Here is a 22,994-nt window from a genome sequence, read left to right on the forward strand (position 1 = left end):
CCGGCGGTTCTTTTGTTCGCTTCCGGCGTATGCCGGAGGCATTCATAAGGCTACAGCTTGCGGGCCTCCAGCAGGGCAGGCTGCCGCCCGAGTGTAACCCTGTTTTTGCCTCCGGTCTTGGATATGTACAATGCCTCGTCCGCCTCACGGTACAATGCCTCAAAAGTCGCACCGCTCTCCTCTGTAAAGGCAATGCCGACACTGACAGTCAGCCTGATCCGGTGCCCGCCGTCCAGCCTCACAGTGTGCCGGGACATTTCACTGCGGAACTTCTCCGCCTCCTTCAGTGCGGCTCCCTCACTGTCTGCAAAGAAGCAGACTGCAAATTCTTCGCCTCCGACGCGCCCGGCAATTCCCCTGTTCTCGTACAGCCGGAGTATTTTATGCGAGAAATCAACCAGCGCCTGATCCCCGGCCACATGCCCGTATGTATCATTAATCAGCTTGAAATCATCGATATCGAACAGCAGCAGGGCAATTCCCGCCTCATCCTGCAAGGCATAGTTCTCAATCAGTCGCATGAAGTGCCTGCGGTTATAGAGGCCGGTCAGATCATCCACTGTGGCCTGGTAGAGCAGCTCACGCTCATACCGTTTCTTCTCGCTGAGGTCACTGAACACGATCAGCATGCCTGCAGCCGCCCCGTGCCCGGATTCCGTCTCAATCAGGGAAAGCCCGTAGCAGGCCCCGTCTGTACCGGGAACATCCATTTCGAACTTATGCTCCATGCGCCGGTAATAATACACCGCCACTTCACCGTACCGTTCCAGCAGCAGGAATATATTTTTGCCCAGCCAGGATTTCTCCGTCCGTTCTGCCAGTGCCGACAGCATGCGTTCCCCGGCTTCATTGATATCGATTATAATGTTGTGGCCGTCGGTCAGCACAATGCCGTCCTTCATATTCTCAATGATCTGCTTCTTCGCCCGGGGATACAGGGATAGCTCCGAATTACGGAAGATAGAAAAGTAACCGACGATTACAGGAGGAAGATAGGTAAAGGCGATAAAGCCGGGAAGCGTAATTTTGAGCAGCGGGAGCAGGAAAATAGATCCGATGGGAACCAGCAGACTGAGCAGCATCAGCACATTCCACTTAAAATAATGTTTGGACGCGTTCAGCAGGGAAACCGTAAGCAAAAAAACAGCGTATACGCCAAACAGCTGGTCATACGCAATAAGCGTCATATTCAGCACGGTCGGATGCACCTCAATCCCGCTCACGCCCGCTACTGTATTCATGCCCACTCCGGTACGCATAAGATGATGCCAGGAGTCTGTAAAGATCAGCAGCACATACACAGCTACCGGAATGCAAAAAAAAGCCAGCCGTCTGTTCAGCCCGTCCGATGATCGTGTTATGTATTCTTTAACAAAAGCATAGATAAAAATGGTGCTCAAAAAGAGCGGAGCCTGCTGGAGGTTTCTCCACCACAGCTTAGCCTGAAAGGACTGGGAGAGAATTTCTCCGGCCGTAGCCGCAAAAATCACGCTGACCAGCAGCATTAAGATCCATAAGTAGCGCCTTCCTGGTGTGTTGCGGTGCCGGTAAGAGTTGACGCCCATGTAGAGACTTAGAACACTGCCCATAATTAAATAATAGGGATAACCCTGCATCCATGGCATGTCATATTTCTCCTATTTTTATGATAGCTTTGCCTTATTATATCCTACTCCTCTACACAATTGAACCTTCTTCCCAAAATACGCAAAGACCCCGCGGGCAGCCCGCAGGGTCATATTAAAGGTGAGAAGCGAATATTCAGTTATGCCAGTTTCTCTTTCAGATAGTACATGGGTAATCAATTACCTTTCGGAAATACACATCACATGCCGTTCCATCCGTTAATTGATGCCTTCCACTTCCCACCTGCTTATTATTACCCGCATAGGGCGCCGGTCAAACAGCGGCCGTTCAGAGCGATTTCATTGCGCCGCCGTCAATCAGCAGCGCCTGTCCGGTAATATAGGTATTGGCAAAAGAGCCGAGAAAGACCGCCGCCTTCCCGAATTCCTCCGGCGTCCCAGCCCGGCCAAGCGGAATATTCTTCACCGAAGCCTGCTGAACCTCTTCAAGCACCAGCCCCTGCGCTTCTGCCCGCCGGCTGTCCAGTTCGGTCAAGCGGTCTGTGCCGATGCGCCCCGGTGCAAGCGTATTAATCAGAATACCGTCAGGCGCAAGCTCCGCGGCCAGGCTTTTGTTCAGCGCCTGGACTCCGGCCCGGAACACACTGGAAAGAATCAGCCCGTCAATCGGCTGCTTAATGGATGAGGAGCTGATCGTGACAATCCGTCCGCCGCCGGCTGCACGCAGGAAGGGCAGCGCCTCCCGGATCAGCCGAACGCTGCTCATCAGCGTGAGCTCGAAGCCGCCGGCCCAGTCGCTGTCTGCCATATCGGCGAAGCCGCCGCCCGGGGGACCCCCGGCATTGGTGACCAGCACATCAATGCCTCCCGCCCAGCCGGCTGCTGCAGCAACGGCCTCGCGGACTGCTTCCGGGCTCATTACATCCATCTCCACCAGCGCAACCTCCGCGCCGGTCTCCGCTTCAATCTTCTTCGCAGCTGCTTCCAGCTGCGCCTGGCTGCGGCTGGCAATCGTCACCCTCGCGCCTTCCCGCGCGAATTCAAGCGCAGTCGCCAGTCCCAGCCCCTTGCTTGCAGCTGCCACAAATACCGATTTATCCTTAAGACCCAGATCCATTCTCCTTCTGCCTCCTTGTTCAAGGTAGCCCCTGCCGCCGCCGGCGGGATAGATCAATTGTAAAACGGGGCTTCAAGGATATCCAGTCAGGCTTTGCTTTACACATCATACTCCAGCTGCTTCTTCGCCTGCACGATGAAGTCCAGCGGGTTCTCAATTGTGGCTGCCTCGTACTGCACAGCCCCGATTTTGAGTCCCAGATTTACTTTGTATTTGCCGGAGAATTCATTTTCATTCAGCTGCTGGAGCTTGAGCTTGATCCGCTCGATGACAATTTTAGCCCCTTCATGATCCGTGAAGAGCAGCAGCCCCCAGGTTGCATCGTCCTTGTCCAGCAGATACAGTGCATCATTGGTACGGATGCTGGACTGGCTGAGCTGGGAGACATCATAGATTGCCTCGGACAGCTGCTCCTCCGGGATTAGCCGGCGGATTTCGCTCCAGTATTTGACCTTAACGACAAGCAGGGTCAGGGGAATGCTGTAGCGGGTGGAGATACCCGTAAACAGGCTGGCATCCTTCTGAAAAGCGACGCTGTTGCGCAGATCGGTATTCTCATCGACCGTAGCGAGATTGGCGGTCGCCTTCTTCAGCCGTTCATTCTCCGCCTGCAGCTCCCGTGAGCTTGAGGTGAAAATCCACATCATGACCGTGATCAGCGGCACCATAATCAGCCAGAAGTAGGTGCTGACCCCGATCGTCTCTCCCCGGGATACCGTCTGGTATACCACAAAAAGCCCGTAGATAAAGATGAACGCAAGGTTCAGGGTCAGTCCCGCTGTTACCGTAGTGAAATACGTGACCAGAGCAAGCAGAAAAGCAATATTCAGAATAATGATATTCTGCACATACCCGCTGCCTGAACCGGCGATAAACACAACACAGATGAACATCAGCACCAGAAATCCAATAAAGCCAAGGTCTGAAGCCAGGCTGCTGCGGTTACGTCTCACGTCTATCACCACGTTTCTTCATATGTTTGCGGACCAGCAGAAGAAGCGCTACGAGCACCATGGCTATGGTAAGGACTACCGCAGCAACGAAGCCGAGCACATCACTGCGCTCTACAATCTGCTCCAGCGCCGAATCCTGCTGTGCCCCGGTGTCCGTTTTGAACCGGTATGCACTAACATTTCCGTCCTTGTCGGTTACGACGCCGTCACCGTATACCTTCCACTTGTCCTTTTCGCTGGCAATCAGCCGGGAAGCGAGATAATAATTCTCCGCATTCACCGCTGTAACCGCCATAAAGCCGCGTCCGCTTCCATATGGCGATTCCACCAGCTGCAGCGTTCCCATCTCTGTTCCATACTGCTCTTCAATGCTCATCTTTTCATTGGATACGAGGGTTGTACCGTCCTTGCTGTACTGGAAGTACAGCTTGTCGTTATTATCCCGGATGATCTTGTTGTTCTTGTAGGAGCCGACAGCCAGAATATTGTTGTTCTTCAGGTTATCCGCACTTACATCATCAGTGTAAAAGTGAATATCGCCGGTATTGCCGTCCGTATACTGTCCCAGCAGATTGAACACATTTGCAAGGCTCATGTAGGCATAGTCATCCATCTCCTGAGGCAGCACAACAGCTACATGATTGTAGATTCCGTCCCGCAGGAACGGATACGGATAGTTGTTGAACAACAGGTCTGTCCGGTCCTTCGTATTGAGCTGCAGCAGCGATTCCTTGCCGATATACGCCCAGGGCATCTGATCTGTATTCGGCGTGCAGACTGCGCTTTCCATCTCCAGATCAAAGGCTACGGTTACCGAGAAGTTTCCCGAGATATTAAGGTTCTTGGGCACTGTCAGGGTAAGCGTATCCCCGTTAGCCAGCTCCCTGGTCAGCTTCTTGCTGCCGATTGGCGTGCCGTTGATGCTGACCGTTAACAGAGAGCGCGTGAAATCCAGATTTCCGGCATACCGGAAATCAAGACTGATTTTGCCGGAATCAGCGATGGAGCGGTTCGACGGCAGGGCGATGAAATAGGATTGCTCCCGGTGATTCGGACCGGTTAATTTATCGCCGGCTTCAGTCAGCCTTACATCCGAGCTGATGCTGCCGGCCGGCTCATCCGCCTGTGTAGAGCCGTCGACCACCTTCAGATCACTTGAAATCTGGCTCATCAGCTCCGTGCTCGCCGCCAGCCTGCCCGCCTTGATCAGCAGGCTCTCATCCTTCGAGGTAATGACGAGCGTCGGCCGGGTATCCTTGTTCAGCAGCTGGATCAGCGCATGTGTGCCGAGATCCTCTTCCGTGCTGAGCTGCTGCTTCAGTTCCGCCGGAACACGGTCATACAGCGCTACCAGCACTACCGCGTTTCTGTCCTTCACACTATCCTCCCGGTAAGGGAGCATAGCTATTGTTTTGTCCGTCAGTGCATTCTCTTTGGCAAAGCCCGACAAGGCATAAGTGGCCGACTCCAGCTCAGCTCCGGTAGCCTGCTCCGGTACTGTAATCAGGCTTTTGCCGCTCTTCACGGTATCCATACCGGAGAACCGCCCGCTGAAATCGCTGATCCCGCCGGTGAGCGCCTTGGTGCTGTAAGTAACAGCTATACTGGAGGTATTGAAGAAATGCAGCCAGTTGTCAGGCGAATTGTCCACATAGCAGACCTGATTATTGTTAACAGCCGTCTTCAGATCCCCCTGCAGGGTCAGCGTATTGCTGTCCTTCTTCAGAAAGCCCTTCGGCGCATTAATGCTGATGATCTGTTCCCCGTTGTTCTCAAGTGACGGCCGGAACGAGTGGAACGGAATACCGTTCAGCGAGAGCGTAATGCTTGACTCCTGATCCTTCGTAATCTGTGAAATCTGGAAATGCAGATTAATCTTCACACTGTCCACATTCCAATAGTCCATTATTGTAAAAAGCTGCTGTGACGATGCACCGCCGGACAGTGCAGTATCACTGCCGGTAAAGGAGGTCTCATACGTCAGCCTGCCGGCTCCCGGAAGCACTGCGGCGGCAGAGGCTGCCGGAAGCAGAGACAGGAAAAGGGAGAGGCAGAGCGCCCACAACAACATCTGTTTTTTTATCATCTTCTGTATCTCCTGTTCACCTTATTTCTCTTCCTCCGGCGCCTAATAACGCTCGGTCTTGTACCATTTGGCTTCCCGTTTGAAAATAACATCCTTGAGGTAGTTATACATGCCGTATGCGGCGACAGCCATCCAGAGCTGGCAGTACGAGACATACATCAGCAGAATAATGCCCAGATTCGACAGGCTCATCTCGCCCTTCTCCGTGGTCAGCGTGACAAAGATGCCTACTACGAACAGCACAATGGCCAGTATCCACAGAAAGCTGCTGAGGCCGGCAATGGTGGTGTGCACATAGCCCATTGCGTGCAGCACCAGCAAAATGTCCGAGGTAATCAATGAGATCAGCAGCAGGAAATAGATCGAGACATAGTACAGGATATCGAAACGGATTTTGGCCGCGGAGCGGTCGAACAGCAGCGGCAGATTTTTGACAATGACATAGACATTCCCTTTAGCCCAGCGCGTACGCTGCTTGAACCACACCTTTACCGTCTGCGGCTCCTGCTCCCAGGTGACCGATTTGGGCTGGAATTTGATCCGGTAGCCCATCATGTAGATGCGGAAGCTGATCTCGGTATCTTCGGCAATTGCCTTGACGTCCCAGCCGCCGATCGCTTCGACAATGGACCTGCGCATAATAAAGTTAGTGCCGGGAATCGTGCACAGCTTGAACAGCTTCCACCGCCCGGCCTGGGCCATCCATTGAAACGAAAGCGTCTCTATATTAATAAACCTTGTGAGCAGACTGGCATCACGGTTACGGGTTCTGAACTTGCCGATAACAGCGCCGAGACGCGGATCAGCAGCAATTTCGGCTACCAGATACCGCAGCGCCGTACGCTCCGGTGTGTTGTCAGCGTCATAAATGGCGATTAGCTCGCCCTTGCTGCGGGTAAAGCCGATGTTCAGCGCATTGGACTTTCCTTTGCCTCCGGTAACCGAATCCGTATTAATAATCAGCAGATTGCGCTCCGGGTACCTGTCCTGTATATTTCCCAGCAGCACAGCACTGTTATCCGAGGAGTTGTCGTTAATGACAATGATCTCATAGCGGTCATGCGGATAATCCAGCGCCAGCAGCGATTCCACGGTTTTGCTGATGACTACCCCCTCATTATGTGCAGGAACCATAATCGTTACAAAGGGATATTCACCCTTGATCTCAGGAATCTCTTCCCGCTCCGTTTGAATGTAATATAGATATCCGGCAATAATCAGGGCAACATTGACCAGCAGCAGCGACCAGATACAGATCACCGCAATTACCATCAGTACGTCCGAGACCGTCATGTTATCCTCCTTACCCGCGGGCTTTCTTTCTAATATTTCTTCCGGTACAGCCTGTAGCCGACCGTTAGCAGTACCCCGAACAAGAGCAGCGCTATGGCAATGACAGCAATGAAGAATTTATTCTGCACGCTGAACAGCGCCTTGAAGCTCTGATACTGCTCTTCCTGGTATTCAAAATCGCTGCTCACCGCCTCCGGCATATAGTCGACATTTATCGAACTGCCGTTTACTCTGACTACACCGCCTGCGGAGTCCACAGTGTAGTTGTCGGTAACCACTTTATGCCCCGTCTGTTTATAGTCGGCAAAAGTGATCCAGTAGCCGTTAACCGTCTGCAGCAGCGCCTCCAGCCCAGCTTTATCCTCCGGCAGATTCACCGTCACAGCCGTATCTGCCGGCAGCTGCGGCACAGCTTTGCCTTCATGCTTAAGCCCGCTCAGAAATTCCGGCGTTACACTGTAAAGCGAGGAGGCAAACGCTGTGGAAACATTGGTCTCCTCCCGGTGGATCACATCCTCATCCTGAAACAGCACCACTGAGTCAAAAAAGCTCATGCCTGCCGCCGCATACTCCTTATCATAGGTCCAGCTGATATCTGCACCCATGCCCAGCGGGGCAATGCCGTTCTCCGCCAGCAGATTGATGAAGCTGTTCATCTTCACATTTAATGTAAGGTCGCTGCTGTTGATGGAGGGCATCACCACAGGCGCATTGACCAGAATACTGCCGTTCTTCGACTGTACCGCCTTAAGGGCTTCCAGATACCGCTGCATGGCCGGAAAGTCTGTATTGCTGAATACTGGGCGCACGCTGGCGATAAACGGCACACCGGCTTCATACAGCCGGCCGGCCAGCTCCTCCAGCAGTGCCAGATCAGAGAACGGGTAGATCTCTTTAATTACCAGATACGTCTGTGCAGGAGCACCGGCTCCGAGCCAATCCTTCAGCACCTCTAACATCGCCAGCTTTCCGGCATTACCTGCTTCCAGATAGGGGACGTAGGTGAACCTGCCGGAGCTTACCGCGTAGGGCACTTCCGTTCCGCTGCCTGTTAGCGACAGGCTCCCGTATGCCCGCTCCGCGCTGCTTGCCGCAATATAAGGAACCTGGCGCAGCATGAGGCTCTCCTCCCGGAACAATCCAAAAGTCAGCTTAGCGCTCTCCTCTGCGATCATGCCGGTATTCAGCTTCAATGCCTGCTTCATTACGTCCGGCGGATTATAGCCGACATGCAGATACTGCCCCTTATAGCCGGCAATATCCTCTTCAGCTGCTTTACTGACAGGCAGCTCCCGGTCGTTAATGACAGTAATGACGTTAGAGAATCCCTTCATCGTACCCTGCTCATAATGATTAAGGGATATCAGGGTAACCTGCATATGGTACGCAGCAAGCTGACGCTGCAGTTCGAGGATATTTCCCCCGCGCGGCGTGCCTGAAGCCAGGCTGTCATAGAGCAGCAATACCTTCGGCTGCTCCGCAGATGTCTGCCCTGTGGCTCCTGCAGGTGCCGCAGGCAGCAGCAGGAGCGCCATCAGCAGCAGTTGCAGCAGTAAGTTCCACCTGCGGCTGCTCATACGCTGACACCCTTCTGCACCTTCTGCATACGCGGCGCCATCCCGGCTGCCGGCTCACGGCTGCCGGAAACTCTGCGCCCGATCACACCGGTTACCGCCAGAACGGAGACAAGATCAAAGACCAGGGTGAACAGAAATTCATGCTTGGAGATATCCGCATCACCCGCACCGATAATGGAGACCATAATACCCGACAAGCCTACCGCCATACTCGCAACTATCAGCGCCATCCGCTGCATCCCCCGGGGATCGCGTGCCTTGAGCGCCTGGATGAAGGAGGGCATGTACAGCCCGATTACCAGCGCCATCCAGAGCAGGATAAACCCGAAGGTTTTGGGGGCCAGAATACCCTTAAGCAGGCTGTAAAGTGCAAAAAAGTGACTCTGCGCCCGGAAATCCTTGCCCGCCGACTGCTCATAATTCCCCATTGCCGCAGGCTTGATCGTAAAAGCGCTTTGTGCAGCCACATCAAGGATAGAGCTGAACTGGTCAGGATTTGTAAGATAATATTTCAGAATCGAGACAAAGCCGTATTTGCTGTAGAACTCCTTTTCCAGAACCGGAGAGTTCACATCAACAGTCCCGTACTGCTCATAGTAGATATTATTTTTGAGAATAGCGTACTGCTCATCAATCCCGAACGATTTCAGCGACGTTTCCGGATTGGCCGAATCCTTCAGCACCCCGCGGGTCATCGCATGATATTGGTTGATATTTACGAATTCTTTTGAAATATTGAGATAGGTAAGCACTCCCGAGGTCATTAGAAGGATCAGCGAGATCACCGTCAGTCCGCGGAATATACGGTCCCTTCTTACCCAGAACAGCATGATGCCGAGCACCGCCAGAATAATGCCTACAGGGGCGTTCTGCTGTTTGGAGGTGGTCAGGAGAAGCCCGCTGATGAGAAACAGGGCCAGCAATAAATAATCATTGTACCGTTTGCGGTACAGCAGCAGCCACGCCGCAAAAACGTACAGCATCATAATCAGCACAATGCTCTCACTGTAGAAGGAATTGAAATAAGCCGTATATCCGGTATCGCCAAATACAAAAACGGCAACAAGCGCGCACAGCATCCCCTGCTTCCGCGTCATACGGCACGTAATAGCTTCTACCAGCAGATAAACGGCAAGCACATAGAGCAGAGTGTAAATGGCTGCCTGAAAACGGATGTCGAACACGGTGCTGCTGAACAGCAGCTTATTTAGGCCGATAGCCAGCTTAATGAATATGGACTGGGACGAGTCGAGCGTCGCCCCGTTCTCATTAAAGTATTGATAGATTCCAAAATGCTTCACAAAATAACCAAAGTACTGGCTGTCATAATCCGGCTGGCTGAAGTAAAGCCCGTTGCTGTAGATATTGCGGAAATAATCGCCGTTATCCGCCATCCCGATATAAGGAGCCGTAAACAGCGCAATTACCGTAATAAGCAATACCCCGAAGGCCGCAAGAAAGGCCGGGGACGTCCGGAGGCCGGCAAGCCTAATGCTCTGCCGCAGGGTTGTTTTCACAGTGTTGTAGATCATGCGGATTCACCTTCGTTATTGTTCGTTATTGTTCGTTACCTGAGGGAATAGGAATAAGCAAGTAAAGCCATCAGATTGTCGAAGGAATACGCCTGACCGGTACCCGTGTCCCCAAACCCGCCGTACAGCGGGCTGGCCGGATCAGTAATCCTGAACTCATTCATCCGTTCTATGCCTGCGGCATAGAGCGGCGCATCTCCCGCTGCTGCCCCGATCATCGCAGTCAGCGCATAAATAGCCGTAGAGCGTATATCATTTGCCGGCTGCCCTTCGCGCGTATATTGCCCGTAGAGCGTACCTGCCTCAACCTGCTCCCTGATATAGCGGAGACTCTCCGGGTTCTGCCGGCCAGTCTCAGTCAGATTCAGAATGCTCAGCAGCGCTTCTACTGTATTGATATTCTCCGAGCTGTACGTCCCCGTTGTATAATTAAATCTCGTCTCATAGAAGGGAAAATCATCTGACAAATAACCGCCCTCCAGAATTTCACTCATATTATGCATCAAAATACCCTTAGATTCGCTATCAATCGACAAATTTCGCAAAACACTCAGCTTAATATAACATAAAGTTATAAACTCGTTGTTGTTTTGGTAATAATTGTCGTATATGTCAAACATATAATTATCTTTAACGTTATTATTGTAAAACTGCCTGGAATAATAGGCTTCCTCATCCTTGTACTTAGACTCCGCAAACCGTTCTCCCGCCTCATATAAGGCTTCGATCATCCGCAGATCATCCACGGCGGCATTAACTGTATACCGTTTATCCAGCTTGGGGCTATACCGGTAGCTGAAGCCGCCCTCCATGCCGAATACCTGCTTGCCCAGCTCCCATTGTCTGGAGAATTGCTCTGCCTCGCCATTGCGTACTGCGCTCAGCATCATCAGTGAGGCCGATTCACTCAGGACTTCATGGCCGGTGGAGACCTCTGCCGTCTGGTCCGTATCAATCAAATTCGTATAAACCCCGTAAGGGCCTGTAAGCTTATCCGTTATAAACGTATTCAGCTGCCGCTCTTCCTCGGCAACCCCCTTCGCCGGCTGGGCCGGAGCCGGTGACGGCGGGGATGTGACTGCTGCAGTTGCCGGAGGCGCAGGCTCTGCCTTATTGCTGCAGCCGGCCAGAAGGGCCAGAACCGTCAGGCAGGCAACTAATATGCTGCGTCCTTTATCCAAATCACCACTCCTCTACAAAAGGGATTTTTTGCCGATAATTATATTACGGTAAAATAAGTCACAAAGTTGAATCTATTTCACATCATTTTGTGCCAAAATGATAAAATGATTCCTTTTTCCTAGTTACACTCCGATTTTTTTTATTTTCACCATATAAAAAAAGGGCTGCCCGGGGTTTGTAACCCGGGCAGCCCTGCTGACAGCAGCCTATTTCCCTGTAATTCTGCGGTAAGTTTCTTCATCAGACACAATATATAATCTGGCATCCGCCGGAACCGGCAGGTCAAGCTTGCGGTTGATACCGAGATCTCCGCGGTCGGACAGCAGGGTGGCACCCTGCAGCAGCAGCGCCTGAAAGGCATCACCGTAAGTCTTCCAGCTTGTATTCAGCGGCACCTCATAGATGTCATCCCCATGCTGGCGGCTGAGCAGCTGGCTGATGACCTCGGAATTGCCTTCCTGCAGCGCCGATCTTACGGCCAGCCTGGAGACTGCATCATGTGACACCACGAACTCATTCACCTGGACATGCCGGAAATTCTGGATATTCTTTTCCTGCATTATCTCTACTGTTGTATGTACCTGCGGAGCGATCCGCTCTATGCTGGAGACAATCAACAGCGATTTGCCGTCAATCAGGGAAGACTCATCAATGCGGATATCACCGAATACAATGGCTGCCCTGGCACTTCCAATTGAAGCCTTCAGCAGAATCTCATCACTTGAGGCATCACCGCTGATAAAGTGCACCTGCTCCATCTGCTCCAGCGGATGCCGGCCGGTCTCGTCAATGATGACAATCCGGCATTTCGGCGCGTAGCACAGGATCTCATCCACAGCGGCCTGTGTTTTCCGGCTCCAGTTGATCAGCACCACATGGTCCGATCCATGAAAGCTCAAGGTCCCAGCTCCTCTCCTTCTCTGCATCTCCCCAAAAGCCTCAACAACCTTGCCGATAACAAGGCTTAAGAGGCCGATACCAAAAATGTATAAGAAAATCGTAAATACCTTTCCCGGAAGCGAAGCCGCGTAAAAATCACCGTAGCCGACGGTAGACATCGTTGTCATAACCCAATAGAAGGCATTAAACCAGCTGCTGAAGGTACCCGGTTCAAGCATATAGGCAAGGGTCGCACTCAGCACAACGAAACAAAGGATCATGATGGCAATGGTTCTTCTTTTCAGTGCAATCAGCTTGCCGGATATTTTGAGGAGAAAATGCACCTGCCTCCCCCTCTTCCTTAAGGTAGTAGGCTGCCGTCCCGCTTCCGGCGGGCAGACAGCCGCAGACACGCACAACTGTTAAATAATCAGGCTGCTTACCGCAAACGAGGTTCCGATGAACACCAGACAGAGCATAGTGCCCACAGCTGTATTGCCTTTTTCCAGCTCCTTGGAGATTCTGAACCCCGGAGTAAACAGCTCAAATATCCAGTAGGCAGCAATCAGACATACATATCCAACCGCAAACCACAGCATCATGTGCCAGATCGACGTGTTTGTATATGCCGCTACACCCAGGACAATCGCCGTAGCCAGGAACTTGCCGCCCAGCGCAAGCGCCACAGCGACGTTCCCTTTTTTGATTTCATCCATGTCCTTAAACGGAGTCATCAGGGCAAAGACAACCATGCCCAGCACCTGCAGCAGAATAATGGTCAAGACACTGACTGCCAAATTAATAACTATCGTCAATTCGCCCACCCCCGAAATTTCGCATAAGCCGAATCATAATCGGCAAAATCATGCACTTCCTCCAGCACTACTGAGGCTGTTTTTGCTTTTTCCAGTGCCGTGTAGCGCGCATCGTCTATCGGCTGCTTGATCCGGTTGCCCGAGGGCAGCTCAAGCACAGCGAAATTCCTTGTCTTATCCTGATATTTGGTCTTGTAGACCCCTACAAGATCAACATCAGTTGTGATTGACACCTTCAGGTTCTTCAGATCCTCCGCAGCAGTGTTCTGGTCCGGATAGGATTTAAGCGTTGTCCATTCGGACAGCCGTACCTCATTCTTCTGATCCGCAGAGGTAATCATCTCGGCATCCATATACTGCAGCGTCCAGATTGTGTCGCCCGTAGCGTAGTTACCGTCATTAGGGAGCAGCTCGTTATCCGGCAGCACCGTCATATCGCTGCCGATCAGATCACCCACTGTGCTCTCTACCACCCGGTAATCCCAGGGCACGCGCGACACACTGTCAGTGGTCTCCGCAGTCCCGGTGTGAAATACGCTTCCCTCATTGCTGGAGCAGGCGCCAAGCAGCAGCACCGCAAACAGCAGCATACCAAGCATTGCCGCCAGCCGGACCCTTGCTGCAGCCGCCAGCCGCTTTGAATTCCTTTTATTCCTGTCCAAGCTCCCTCACTCCTAACGCAATAAAATGACTCGCATTGCCTGTAATCGGTCCGCCTGCCCGCCCGAGCAGCCCGCAGGGCTGTCCGTTAATCATGAACATGCCGGTAAGCAGGTGAAGCTCTCCCTCTGCAGACTGAATACGGGCCAGCTCAGCCCGCTTCTGGTATACAGTCGGGAACAGTGTACTGCTGTCGAAGCCCTCTTCGTCTTCCAGCTCCAGCTCGCCGCTGTCGTCGAACAGCCGGACAGAGCCGCCTTCGCGGCCGAACACGGATTTGGATACAAAGCTTCCGGAGAATACCGGCTTATTATAGGTAGGCAGAATATAACGGGATATCGCCTCACGTTCCTCCTCATTGTATAGCAGCCCCAGTTCATACATACCCCATACGGCGGCAACCAGGCCCTTGGACTGCAGTAAAATGCTATGAGGCCCGTTGAACAGCCGGAGGCTCCCCGTCTCAATAGCATAGGCCAGCGCATCTCCAGCTTCATCTACTGCCATCCATTCCTTCGGATACAAGGCGAACATCCGCTCAATTCTGCGGTTCTGCCCGTCGTACACGCGTCCCTGATCTAGCCATAGATCCAGGCAGTCTATACATGTAACATCCAGGCCGCTGTGCCGCACCAGTGCCTCAATCGTTCCTGAATCCTCCTGGTGGGAGCCGTAGGCAACGCAGGCAGCGGTGTCAGGACGCTCAGTTCCCCATGCTGCAGCCAGCAGCTCCTTCATCGCCCCGTTCGGGCTGCCGATTCCGGCCTGCTCACAGATCCACGGTGTAGCAATAGAAGCTTCCACATAGCCCGTGGGCGTATCCGCATTCAGCTCCAGAAGCTTAATGGCCCCCTCATCTGACACGGCAAAATCAAATCGGGCGTAACGGCTGATCAGCCCCGGCTCAGGCAGCGGCGTATCATCCAGCATCTGCCACAGAACAGGCGGAATACCCAGCAGCTCATACAGATCCTGCCGGCGGTGGACATAACGCACCGCTTTGTCAAGAATACTCCACAGCTTCTCCGAGGCGGCAGCCAATTCCCTGTATGTCCCGGCTGACATTACCGCAATCGCGTCCAGCCAGTATTCCTCCTCCTCCAGATCAGCCCAGGTAAAGCCAAGCTCCCGAAGCTGCTCTACGCGGGGCGCACGTTCCAGCCCCGACTGGTCAAGCAGCTCAAAAACGCTCTTCTGCGGGCTCATCCGCCGAAACCGCTGCTTCTGCCTGAGCTCTTGGAGGATGAACTCTTGGAGCTTCCTGATTTAACAGAGGAGCTTGACTTGCTGCCCGAGCTTGATGAGCCTAGTCCGCTTGAGGTTCCGCCGACGCCGCCGGCCGAGGACGAGCCTCTGCGGGTAATCGAGCCGGTCGATGAGGTTGAAGTTTTAGGCTTCACTACAGATCCGGCAACCTGCTTGTTCTGAAAGCTTCCGCTGTTGTACGCCGGCGGCTTATAGGAGGTCCGTGTCCCTCCGTAATAGGTTGGCCGGTCATTATACCAGCCCCTGGAGGAATAGTTAGACCCGCTGTTGAACAGCATGTGATAGAGCAGCACATCATCCCAGCCGAAGCCGTTGCTGTAGCCGCCGTAATTATTGATTACCGTTGTATCGCCGGAAGTGACGACTCCGCCTCCTTCCTGTACAGTCTCCTCCGTATTTTCCTCCGGATAAGGAATGTTCCAGTCTACATTCGCATCGAAATAGGCTTTGACCTCTTCGGATGACCAGGATACCAGCTGCGGCTCCCCGCCTGAGCTGTTTGCCGCATGGACGCCTCCCGGAATGAACATGGCATTCGCCAGCAGGGCAATGCCAAGTGACGTTGACAGCACACGCAGCGGCTTTCCTTCCGCGCTCAGCAATCTGGGCCCGCTGCTGTCTCTGGCGGGTTCCTTGGCTTGTTTCTCTTCCTTCTCCACAATCGTTACCTCCTTTCCCTGCAGTTGCTTTACTCCGCGGTGCGCATCGGGACCAGCAGGAGCTCAAGCTTACCCTGATCCACATTCAGCCTGCCCTCAACCGTCTCATATTCCCGGCTGCCGACCACAATGTAATTGACATGCTCCAGGGCCGTGATCATATTCATGCTCCACATCCGCTCCTCAATCACCCGCAGGTCACCTTCTGGCAGCTTTTCAAACAGAACGACACTAAGTCCATTGTCCACTAAAATTACACTTCCTTCCTGTTAACTATTACGCTTTTGATACGCAACTTTCCTCTTTTCGTTTCATCCTCCGGAGATCTGCAATCCCAGCCCTCCCGGTATGAAAAAAATAGCCGGACAGCAGCGCATATGACTATGCGGGCAACTCAGCTATGTAAAGCTCAGACCATGAAATTGTGCTAAAAAGCGTTCTGTACCCAGCTGTCCATTATACTGCCCGGACCGATGCCCAAATCATTCTGTAAAAGGGCTTTATAGTTCTCATAGTGTTTCCGGAAGCCCGGGAAATCACTCAGAGCCGCGTAGCTTCGCAGAACCAGCCGGCAGATATCCTCCGAGTAGGGGTCTATCTCCTGCAATGCGGCCAGACGGACAAATGCCTGCCGCGGCCGCTCGGTATCCAGCTCATACTCAGCGGACCGCAGGGACATCTGAATATAATGAACCTGCAGCTCCTTGCGCTTCGTCTCTGCCCAGTCATAATGATGCTCACCCAGATAGTCGCCCCGGTACAATGACAGAACCGCCTCCCGGCGCTGCCAGTCCGGTTCGTCCGCTACGGCGCCGCCCTGCCAGCCCTGGATGAACCGCTCGGCATCGAGTGCAACATTCCCGGTGACCAGGCGGTAACGCTCCTGTGAAAATTCTACGGTTACCTCCATCCCCCAGGCCTTGAGCAGCTTGCGGATGTGGTACACGGTCGTATGCAGATTGGTTACCGCCTTTTCCGGCTTAAAATCCGGCCAGACGAGGTCTACAATCATATCCTTCAGCACCCACTGCCCGCGGTGGTGCAGCATCAGCGCGAACACCTCCTGCGCCTTGCTTGTTCTCCACTGCGTTTTTCTGCCGGCATCACTGCGGTCCTGAAATTCCAGCCGCTTAAAGCAGAGTATCCACGGATTATCCTGCGCTGCCCCGTCAGCTGGCTGCTCTTTAGGCCCGGCTGCCGGCTCTTCACGTGCCACCAGCCGTTCCAGTGTCTTGTTCAGCCGCTGCGCGGTAACCGGCTTCAGCAGGTAATCGGCTGCATTCAGCTCAAAGGCATCAATGGCATAATCACTGTATGCCGTAATATAGACTATGCGGATGCTGCGGTCTGCCTGCATAATATGCTCGGCTGCCTCCAGACCGTTCATTTCCGGCATTCCGATATCCAGGAAAACGATATCGGCCCGTTCCTGCTGCAGATGCTGCAGCCCCAGTCTGGCTGAGGTATATTTACCGGTAATCTGCAGCCTGCCGTCCTTCAGGAGCAATCGTTCAAGATGCTGCAGTGCCGGTTTTTCGTCATCTATTAATATAGCCTTCATAAGCCGGGTTCACCTCTTGTCAGGTCATTCTAGTACCGGGTCTGTCCGCGGTATCGCATAGGAAATCCGGGTTCCGGATCCTGGAACGCTTTCGATGATCAGGCCCGTTCCGTAAATTTTAAGCAGCCTCCGCTGAATATTTCTCAGTCCAATGCCGCCCTCGGTCCGTTCTTCGGACAGAACCTCGGCGATCCGCTCCTGCGACATGCCGATTCCGTCGTCAGTTACGGCAACGACCAGCTGTCTCGCCAGCAGGCGGATGGACAGCGTAACGGTTCCGCCGGCTTCCTTCTGCATCAGCCCGTGATTCACTGCGTTCTCCACAATCGGCTGAATGCTGAGCGGTGGAATCAGCTCCCTGATCCGCTCCGGCAGGTCAAATTCAATATTCAGCCGGTCATCAAACCGGGCCTTCTCCAGAGCCAGATAAGACCGGACCAGCTCCAGCTCCTTCTCAACCGGCACGGTCTGTCCGCGGTTCTGAAAGTCAAAGCTGCTGCGCAGATACATGCTGAGATCCAGCAGCAGGTCTGTCGCCTTATCCGGATCATCCGGACATACTGAAATGATGGCATTAAGCGCGTTATACAAAAAATGAGGCTTGATCTGGGCCTGCAGGAAGGCGATTTCCGTCTCTACAGACTTACGGATCAGCTTGCGCATATCGAGCAGCGTCTGCACACGGGCCCTGAATTCGCGCAGCTCCACCGGCTGGATCAAATAATCGTTAGCCCCGGCCTCAAAGATGGCCTGTATATTCTCCGGCCGGTTTCCGGAAGTCAGCACAAGGAGCGGCAGCTCGGATAAGATGAACCGTTCACGGATAGCCTGGCACAGCACCAGCCCGGGCATCCCGGGCATTGCCCAGTCCATAATCACGAGATCGATATCCGGCTGCTCCTGCATCATCATAAGCGCTTCCGGACCGCTGGCGGCCGTCACCACCAGGTGACGCTCCAGCCGCAGAGCGTTAGAGAGGACCAGCAGGGAAACCGGGTCATTATCAACAACCAGGATTGTACAGCAATCCTCGCTGAGCTGCAGCTCCAGTTCGCCAGATACCGGCTCAGCGGAAGCAGCAGTTTCCCAGCCTGTAATCTCCAGATAATCCTGACCCAGGAAAGCTGTCTGCTCATTCAGCACCGGGAGCGTAAAGCGAAATACGGTTCCCCGCCCCGGTGTTGACTCCCCTTCTATCCTTCCGCCGTTCAGCTCCACGAGCTTCTGGGTAATGCTCAGGCCAAGCCCGTTCTCACGGTACAGCTTCTGTGCAGAAGCCCCCTGCGGATCGTAGGCATCGAATATCGTCCGCAGCCGCTCCGGCGGCAATCCTGATCCGGTATCAGCGACCTGGATAACCACATAATCTTCTTTAACCTCAGCCGATACGGTTATCACACCCTGCTGGGTATAATTAACTGCATTTGCCAGCAAATTGAACAAAATCTGCTCCAGCCGCTGCTCATCCGTTTCAAGGGGCGGCAGGAAATCCGGCAGCTCTAGCCTGAAGCTCAGCTTCGGATTCCCTGTAACATGGCGGGTAACCTCAATGACAGAGGAAGCGACACTGCGCAGATCAACAGCCTGTCTCTGCAGGAACAGATCCCCGTGATTCAGCTTGGCAAAATCAGCCATATCATTAATTAGAGCAGACAGCCTCTTTCCGGTGGACATAACCATGGACAGCTGTCCCCTCTGCTGGGCGTTCAATGTCCCCGCTGCCCCTTCTGACAGGGTCTGGGCAATATTGACGATCCCCTGCAGCGGACTGCGCAGCTCACGGGAGGTGGCGGCCATGAAGTCATCCTTCAGTCCGTCCAGCGTCAGCAGCCGGCGTGACAGCTGCTCTACTTCAAGAAAAGATGCCGCATATTGGCGGGTCATGAGAATAGCCTGAAAGAATCCGAACAGAATAATTTCATAGGACAGAACATAATAATGCAACGGCATATCGCTGAAGCTGACCAGGTAAAAGAGGATAACTACGCTCAGGCTCTCTATACTGACCATCATTAAAAACATATTTTTGCGGTTCTGCAGTGTGCCCGCAATCATGGAGTAGAGTACAAAGCTAATGGCGACAACGCCCCACGTTAACAGCAGTCCTTCCAGATAGCTGAAATACTGCGCCGGAATAAACACCGCAGTCAGCAGCAGCACTGCCGTAATGGCTCTGGAGGCGCTCATCACTGCCTGCGGTACCGGATAGTTAACCGAATTCGCCACATATCGGAGCAGATAATAATAGACCAGTGTTGAAGAGGCGAGCTGAAGCTTAAGCACGATCTCGTAAGGCAGACCAGGCAATACGGCAGCAATCAGCTTTTCACCGTGTGTCAGGATATATATAAGAGCCGCGATACTGAACAATCCCAGATAAAGAGTGATTCCCCGGCTTGCCTTAACCTTGGAGAACATAAGCAGAAATAACGCCAGTGCAAAAAATCCGAAGATGGTTGCCCCGTCTACAAATAAGGCGAACTCCCGGTGCTCCATTATGGATTTCTGATCCCCGATAATAATCGGCTGGACGATACCGCCGGAAGAATAATTGTAATTAGCCACCTGCACGATAATCTCAAGCCTGCCGCCGTCAACAGCGGCGAAACCCATGTAAGGAATATTGTTGGCTGTACTCTCAGAGGGCTCGGATGCGGGAAGGCCGCTATGTCCAATCTCCTGGCCGTTCAGATAGATCTTGCTTGCCATGCGTATGTTAAGTGCCCGCAGGCCGTATACGACTGCATCCCCTTCAGGAATAACAGCCTGAAGACGGTAAGTCGCATAGCCCTTGGCTTGGCTTGTACCATTATCCGACAGGTATGTATTCCATTTCTCCGGCACCTGGATCATTGCAGACACTGCCGGAGCAGCCCCGCCGTTAAGAGTTGAAAGGAAGTCATCCGGTTCCAGCAGCCTGTCACGGTAAAACTCCCATTCCCCGTCCAGCGCAAGCTCACCGTCCCGCTGAAAATCCCATTGCCGCAGATCAATTATGCCTTGCCTGGAGACCGGCTTATCCTGTGTGACCATCACATTCTGAAGGATGGAGAACAGCGGCACACTGCAGACCAGCAGCAGGCTGGCCAGCACGCTAAGCCAATATTTCCTCATATCCCAGGCTCCCTTCTGGCTCGGTATCGTTCCTATTATAAAATTATACCTTGAAATTCTTTCCGTGATAAAGAAAAAAACCGATTCCTATATTTCGGAATCGGCGGCCTTACTTGTTATACCTTTGAACTGGTAAGTTTTATTTCATTTCCGGCGCCGGCGCTGCAGCAGCACCATCCTGTGATTTGGAGAGGAGGATGTTCAGGACAATTGCCGTCAGGGAACCGGAGACAATACCGTTCTGCAGCAGCATTCTGGCGAATTCCGGCAGCTGGTCGAACATGGAAGGCAGAACGGCCGAGCCGAGGCCCACGGCAATACTGCAGGCCGCAATCAGCAGATTGCCGTCCTTGCGCAGATCAACCTCGGACAGAATAGACATTCCGGATGCCGCTACAGAACCAAACATAACAATCATCGCACCGCCCAGTACCGCATTAGGTACAACAGTAGTCAGGGAAGCAAGCTTGGGCAGAAGTCCCAGCACCACCATGATCCCTCCTGCTGCAAAGATGACATTGCGCGTCTTCACGCGGGTCAGTGAGAGCAGCCCCACGTTCTGGGAGAACGCCGTATAAGGAAAGGCATTAAACAGGCCGCCCAGCATAATCGCGAGCCCTTCAGAGCGCAGCCCGTTCACAACCTGCCGGTTTTCTACTTTCTGGTCGGTGGCCTTGCCGACCGCAAAATATACACCGGTCGATTCGACCATGGATACGATATTGACAATGATCATCGTGAAGATTGCCGTTACACTGAACTGCGGCCAGCCGAAGTAGAATGGCTGGGCGATGCTTACGTAAGATGCGGTACCGACAGCAGAGAAATCAACAATTCCCATAAAGTAGCCGATTGCGGTTCCGGCCACAAGACCGACCAGAACAGAAACGGAGCGCAGGAAGCCGGTCGCAAGCCGGTTCACTGCAAGGATAACCAGAAGTGTAATCAGGGCCAGCAGCAGATTGCGCGGCTGTCCGAAATCCGCGCTGCCCTGCCCGCCGGCCACATTGTTCATGGCTACAGGAATAAGCGACAGGCCGATTATCGTTACTACCGAACCGGTAACCACCGTGGGGAAGAACTTCAGAAGCCTGCCGTATACAGGTGCTGCCAGCACCACGAACAAGCCGGCAATAATGATCGCCCCATATGCGGTTGCGAGGTTCGAGCCTGAAGCGATGGCGATAATCGGGCTGACAGCAGTGAACGTACAGCCTAGTACTACCGGCAGGCCGCTGCCGAAATATTTGCTGCCCATAACCTGAAGCAGCGTTGCCAGTCCGCAGGTGAACAGATCTGCCGCAATGAGATAGGCCATCTGCTCTGCGCTTAAATTCAACGCGCCTCCGACAACCAGCGGTACAATAACTGCTCCGGCATACATGGCCAGCACATGCTGCAGCCCCAGAGCGAATATTTTCTGCTTGCTTAACATCCCGCACTCTCCTTAATCAGCTCTTCATTTGCAATAAAGTGAACTTCTCCGGGGGCCATGGATGAGATTCTTGCCAGCGCATGCACGGCAATGCCTCTCTTCTCCAGCAGGCTCCGGCCTTCCTGAAAGCTCTTCTCGATTACGCAGCCTACGCCAAGCAGCTGCGCGCCGGACTGCTCCACAATATCCGCCAGCCCGACCAGCGCGGCACCGGTGGCCAGAAAATCATCAACGATCAGCACCTTGTCCTCAGGCCCTAAATATTTTTGCGAAATACTGATTTGGTAGTCCTCCCCGCGGGTAAAGGAATGCACAGGGGCCGAATAGACATCTTCGGATAAGGTTACGGCCTTCTTTTTCTTTGCGTAAATAAAAGGAACCGAGAACGCAATTCCCGCTGCCATAGCGAATTGGATTCCGCTCGCCTCAACCGTGAGGATTTTGGTAACCGGCAAATGGCCGAATACTTCCTTGAACTCCCGTCCGGTCTGCAGGGCAAGCCCGGTATCAACCTGATGATTCAGGAAGGAATCCACCTTTAACACGGTATCTGACAGAATCAGGCCTTCTTTTCTAATACGTTCTTCTAATACTTTCATAACAGCAGCCTCTCTCCTTCAATGGTTGTTGCAGCTGGGTGAACGGCTGAAACAAAAAAAAAGGACAGCTTCACTTGAACGTTTCTCTCAAGTGAAGCTGTCCTTCTGGGTTTTTGTCCCTAAGCGGTGTAACACATCAGCAGTGTCCGCATCGCTTGGACCAGCCTTCAGACAGCCATGCAGCTGATGAAGCGGAACCCTAGATGCGCTATTTCACTCATAGTCGGATATTTGCAGTGGTTATCCGGTAGAAACTTATGGGCCATATTCCCAAGATTATATGAGTTGTTATATGAATATCCGTATTTAAACCTTTGTATATCTTACACGCTCTGTACGATCCTTACAAGTCCCCTTTACAGAAAAAAACCGATGAATTTTGACAACTTTTCATGTAATTCATCCACTTTCATCCAGCAGTAAAGCATCGGTGCCGGAGGGGACGCCAGAAACAAGGATATCAGAGGTGCGAAAGGAAGCAGGCCCCGCAGCCGTTCACTTCCGCTGTATAGCAAAGGCAGGGAAATCATCATTGTAGTTAACAGCCTGGCAGACAAGAAGCTGTCATAATCAAACCAGATAATTAGGCTAATTTATGGTTAAACTGGTGTTTTGCCTGTGTTTCCTCTATCATCGCCCCTCTATTAAAAGTATAATTATTAAAACTAGCTAGATAAAGG

The 22,994-nt window shown here is 52.9% G+C and carries 18 protein-coding genes and 1 riboswitch; all 18 genes read right to left on the bottom strand.

Going from position 1 to position 22,994, the window contains the following annotated elements; all coding sequences use genetic code 11:
- Positions 1-50: 50 nt before the first annotated feature.
- The 18 genes from R70331_RS29170 to R70331_RS29255 all read right to left on the bottom strand — a co-directional run bounded on the left by R70331_RS29170 (position 51) and on the right by R70331_RS29255 (position 22,314).
- A complete protein-coding gene (locus R70331_RS29170) occupies positions 51-1,625 on the bottom strand; it encodes a histidine kinase N-terminal 7TM domain-containing diguanylate cyclase (RefSeq protein WP_042181597.1) in 1,575 nt (524 codons plus the stop codon).
- A gap of 289 nt (positions 1,626-1,914) precedes the next feature.
- Entirely contained in the window at positions 1,915-2,703 is a 789-nt protein-coding gene (locus tag R70331_RS29175; RefSeq protein ID WP_042181599.1) for an SDR family oxidoreductase, read from the bottom strand.
- Positions 2,704-2,801: 98 nt separating this feature from the next.
- On the bottom strand, positions 2,802-3,656 hold the full coding sequence (locus R70331_RS29180) for a diguanylate cyclase domain-containing protein (RefSeq protein WP_042181601.1): 855 nt from the start codon (positions 3,654-3,656) through the stop codon (positions 2,802-2,804).
- Entirely contained in the window at positions 3,646-5,742 is a 2,097-nt protein-coding gene (locus R70331_RS29185) for a cellulose biosynthesis cyclic di-GMP-binding regulatory protein BcsB (protein ID WP_052419268.1), read from the bottom strand. The genes R70331_RS29180 and R70331_RS29185 overlap by 11 nt, the downstream gene beginning before the upstream one ends.
- 42 nt (positions 5,743-5,784) lie before the next feature.
- Complete coding sequence (locus R70331_RS29190) at positions 5,785-7,035, bottom strand: glycosyltransferase family 2 protein (RefSeq protein WP_042181604.1); 1,251 nt, start codon at positions 7,033-7,035, stop codon at positions 5,785-5,787.
- A 29-nt stretch (positions 7,036-7,064) separates the two neighbouring features.
- Complete coding sequence (locus R70331_RS29195) at positions 7,065-8,612, bottom strand: hypothetical protein (RefSeq protein WP_042181606.1); 1,548 nt, start codon at positions 8,610-8,612, stop codon at positions 7,065-7,067.
- The gene (gene wsfD / locus R70331_RS29200; RefSeq protein ID WP_042181608.1) at positions 8,609-10,144 is read right to left on the bottom strand and encodes a glycan biosynthesis hexose transferase WsfD; all 1,536 of its coding nucleotides are present in this window, start codon (positions 10,142-10,144) and stop codon (positions 8,609-8,611) included. Before wsfD ends, R70331_RS29195 begins: the two co-directional genes overlap by 4 nt.
- Before the next feature lie 35 nt (positions 10,145-10,179).
- On the bottom strand, positions 10,180-11,325 hold the full coding sequence (locus tag R70331_RS29205; RefSeq protein ID WP_042181610.1) for a glycosyl hydrolase family 8: 1,146 nt from the start codon (positions 11,323-11,325) through the stop codon (positions 10,180-10,182).
- 207 nt (positions 11,326-11,532) lie between these two features.
- Entirely contained in the window at positions 11,533-12,549 is a 1,017-nt protein-coding gene (locus R70331_RS29210; protein ID WP_042181612.1) for a potassium channel family protein, read from the bottom strand.
- Between the two features lie 78 nt (positions 12,550-12,627).
- A complete protein-coding gene (locus R70331_RS29215; RefSeq protein ID WP_042181614.1) occupies positions 12,628-13,020 on the bottom strand; it encodes a DUF350 domain-containing protein in 393 nt (130 codons plus the stop codon).
- Positions 13,017-13,619, bottom strand: coding sequence for a hypothetical protein (locus R70331_RS29220; protein WP_156131277.1), 603 nt, complete (start codon positions 13,617-13,619; stop codon positions 13,017-13,019). The genes R70331_RS29215 and R70331_RS29220 overlap by 4 nt, the downstream gene beginning before the upstream one ends.
- 49 nt (positions 13,620-13,668) lie before the next feature.
- Complete coding sequence (locus tag R70331_RS29225; RefSeq protein WP_042181618.1) at positions 13,669-14,886, bottom strand: glutathionylspermidine synthase family protein; 1,218 nt, start codon at positions 14,884-14,886, stop codon at positions 13,669-13,671.
- On the bottom strand, positions 14,883-15,605 hold the full coding sequence (locus R70331_RS29230; protein ID WP_042181620.1) for a hypothetical protein: 723 nt from the start codon (positions 15,603-15,605) through the stop codon (positions 14,883-14,885). The genes R70331_RS29225 and R70331_RS29230 overlap by 4 nt, the downstream gene beginning before the upstream one ends.
- Positions 15,606-15,634: 29 nt before the next feature.
- Positions 15,635-15,853 (bottom strand): hypothetical protein, encoded by a 219-nt coding sequence (locus tag R70331_RS29235; protein ID WP_042181622.1) that lies wholly within the window; start codon positions 15,851-15,853, stop codon positions 15,635-15,637.
- Between the two features lie 179 nt (positions 15,854-16,032).
- Complete coding sequence (locus R70331_RS29240; RefSeq protein WP_042181624.1) at positions 16,033-17,166, bottom strand: response regulator; 1,134 nt, start codon at positions 17,164-17,166, stop codon at positions 16,033-16,035.
- A gap of 24 nt (positions 17,167-17,190) precedes the next feature.
- Positions 17,191-20,280: a hybrid sensor histidine kinase/response regulator gene (locus tag R70331_RS29245; RefSeq protein WP_042181626.1), complete on the bottom strand. Its 3,090-nt coding sequence runs from the start codon at positions 20,278-20,280 to the stop codon at positions 17,191-17,193.
- A gap of 139 nt (positions 20,281-20,419) precedes the next feature.
- Positions 20,420-21,715 carry a nucleobase:cation symporter-2 family protein gene (locus R70331_RS29250; RefSeq protein WP_042181628.1) on the bottom strand — a complete coding sequence of 432 codons (1,296 nt, stop codon included), beginning with the start codon at positions 21,713-21,715 and terminating at the stop codon, positions 20,420-20,422.
- Positions 21,709-22,314: a xanthine phosphoribosyltransferase gene (locus tag R70331_RS29255; protein ID WP_042181630.1), complete on the bottom strand. Its 606-nt coding sequence runs from the start codon at positions 22,312-22,314 to the stop codon at positions 21,709-21,711. The genes R70331_RS29250 and R70331_RS29255 overlap by 7 nt, the downstream gene beginning before the upstream one ends.
- A 200-nt stretch (positions 22,315-22,514) precedes the next feature.
- Positions 22,515-22,618: riboswitch (purine riboswitch) on the bottom strand.
- Positions 22,619-22,994: the final 376 nt, after the last annotated feature.

This window comes from Paenibacillus sp. FSL R7-0331, from assembly GCF_000758645.1.
GTDB lineage: Bacteria > Bacillota > Bacilli > Paenibacillales > Paenibacillaceae > Paenibacillus_AQ > Paenibacillus_AQ camerounensis.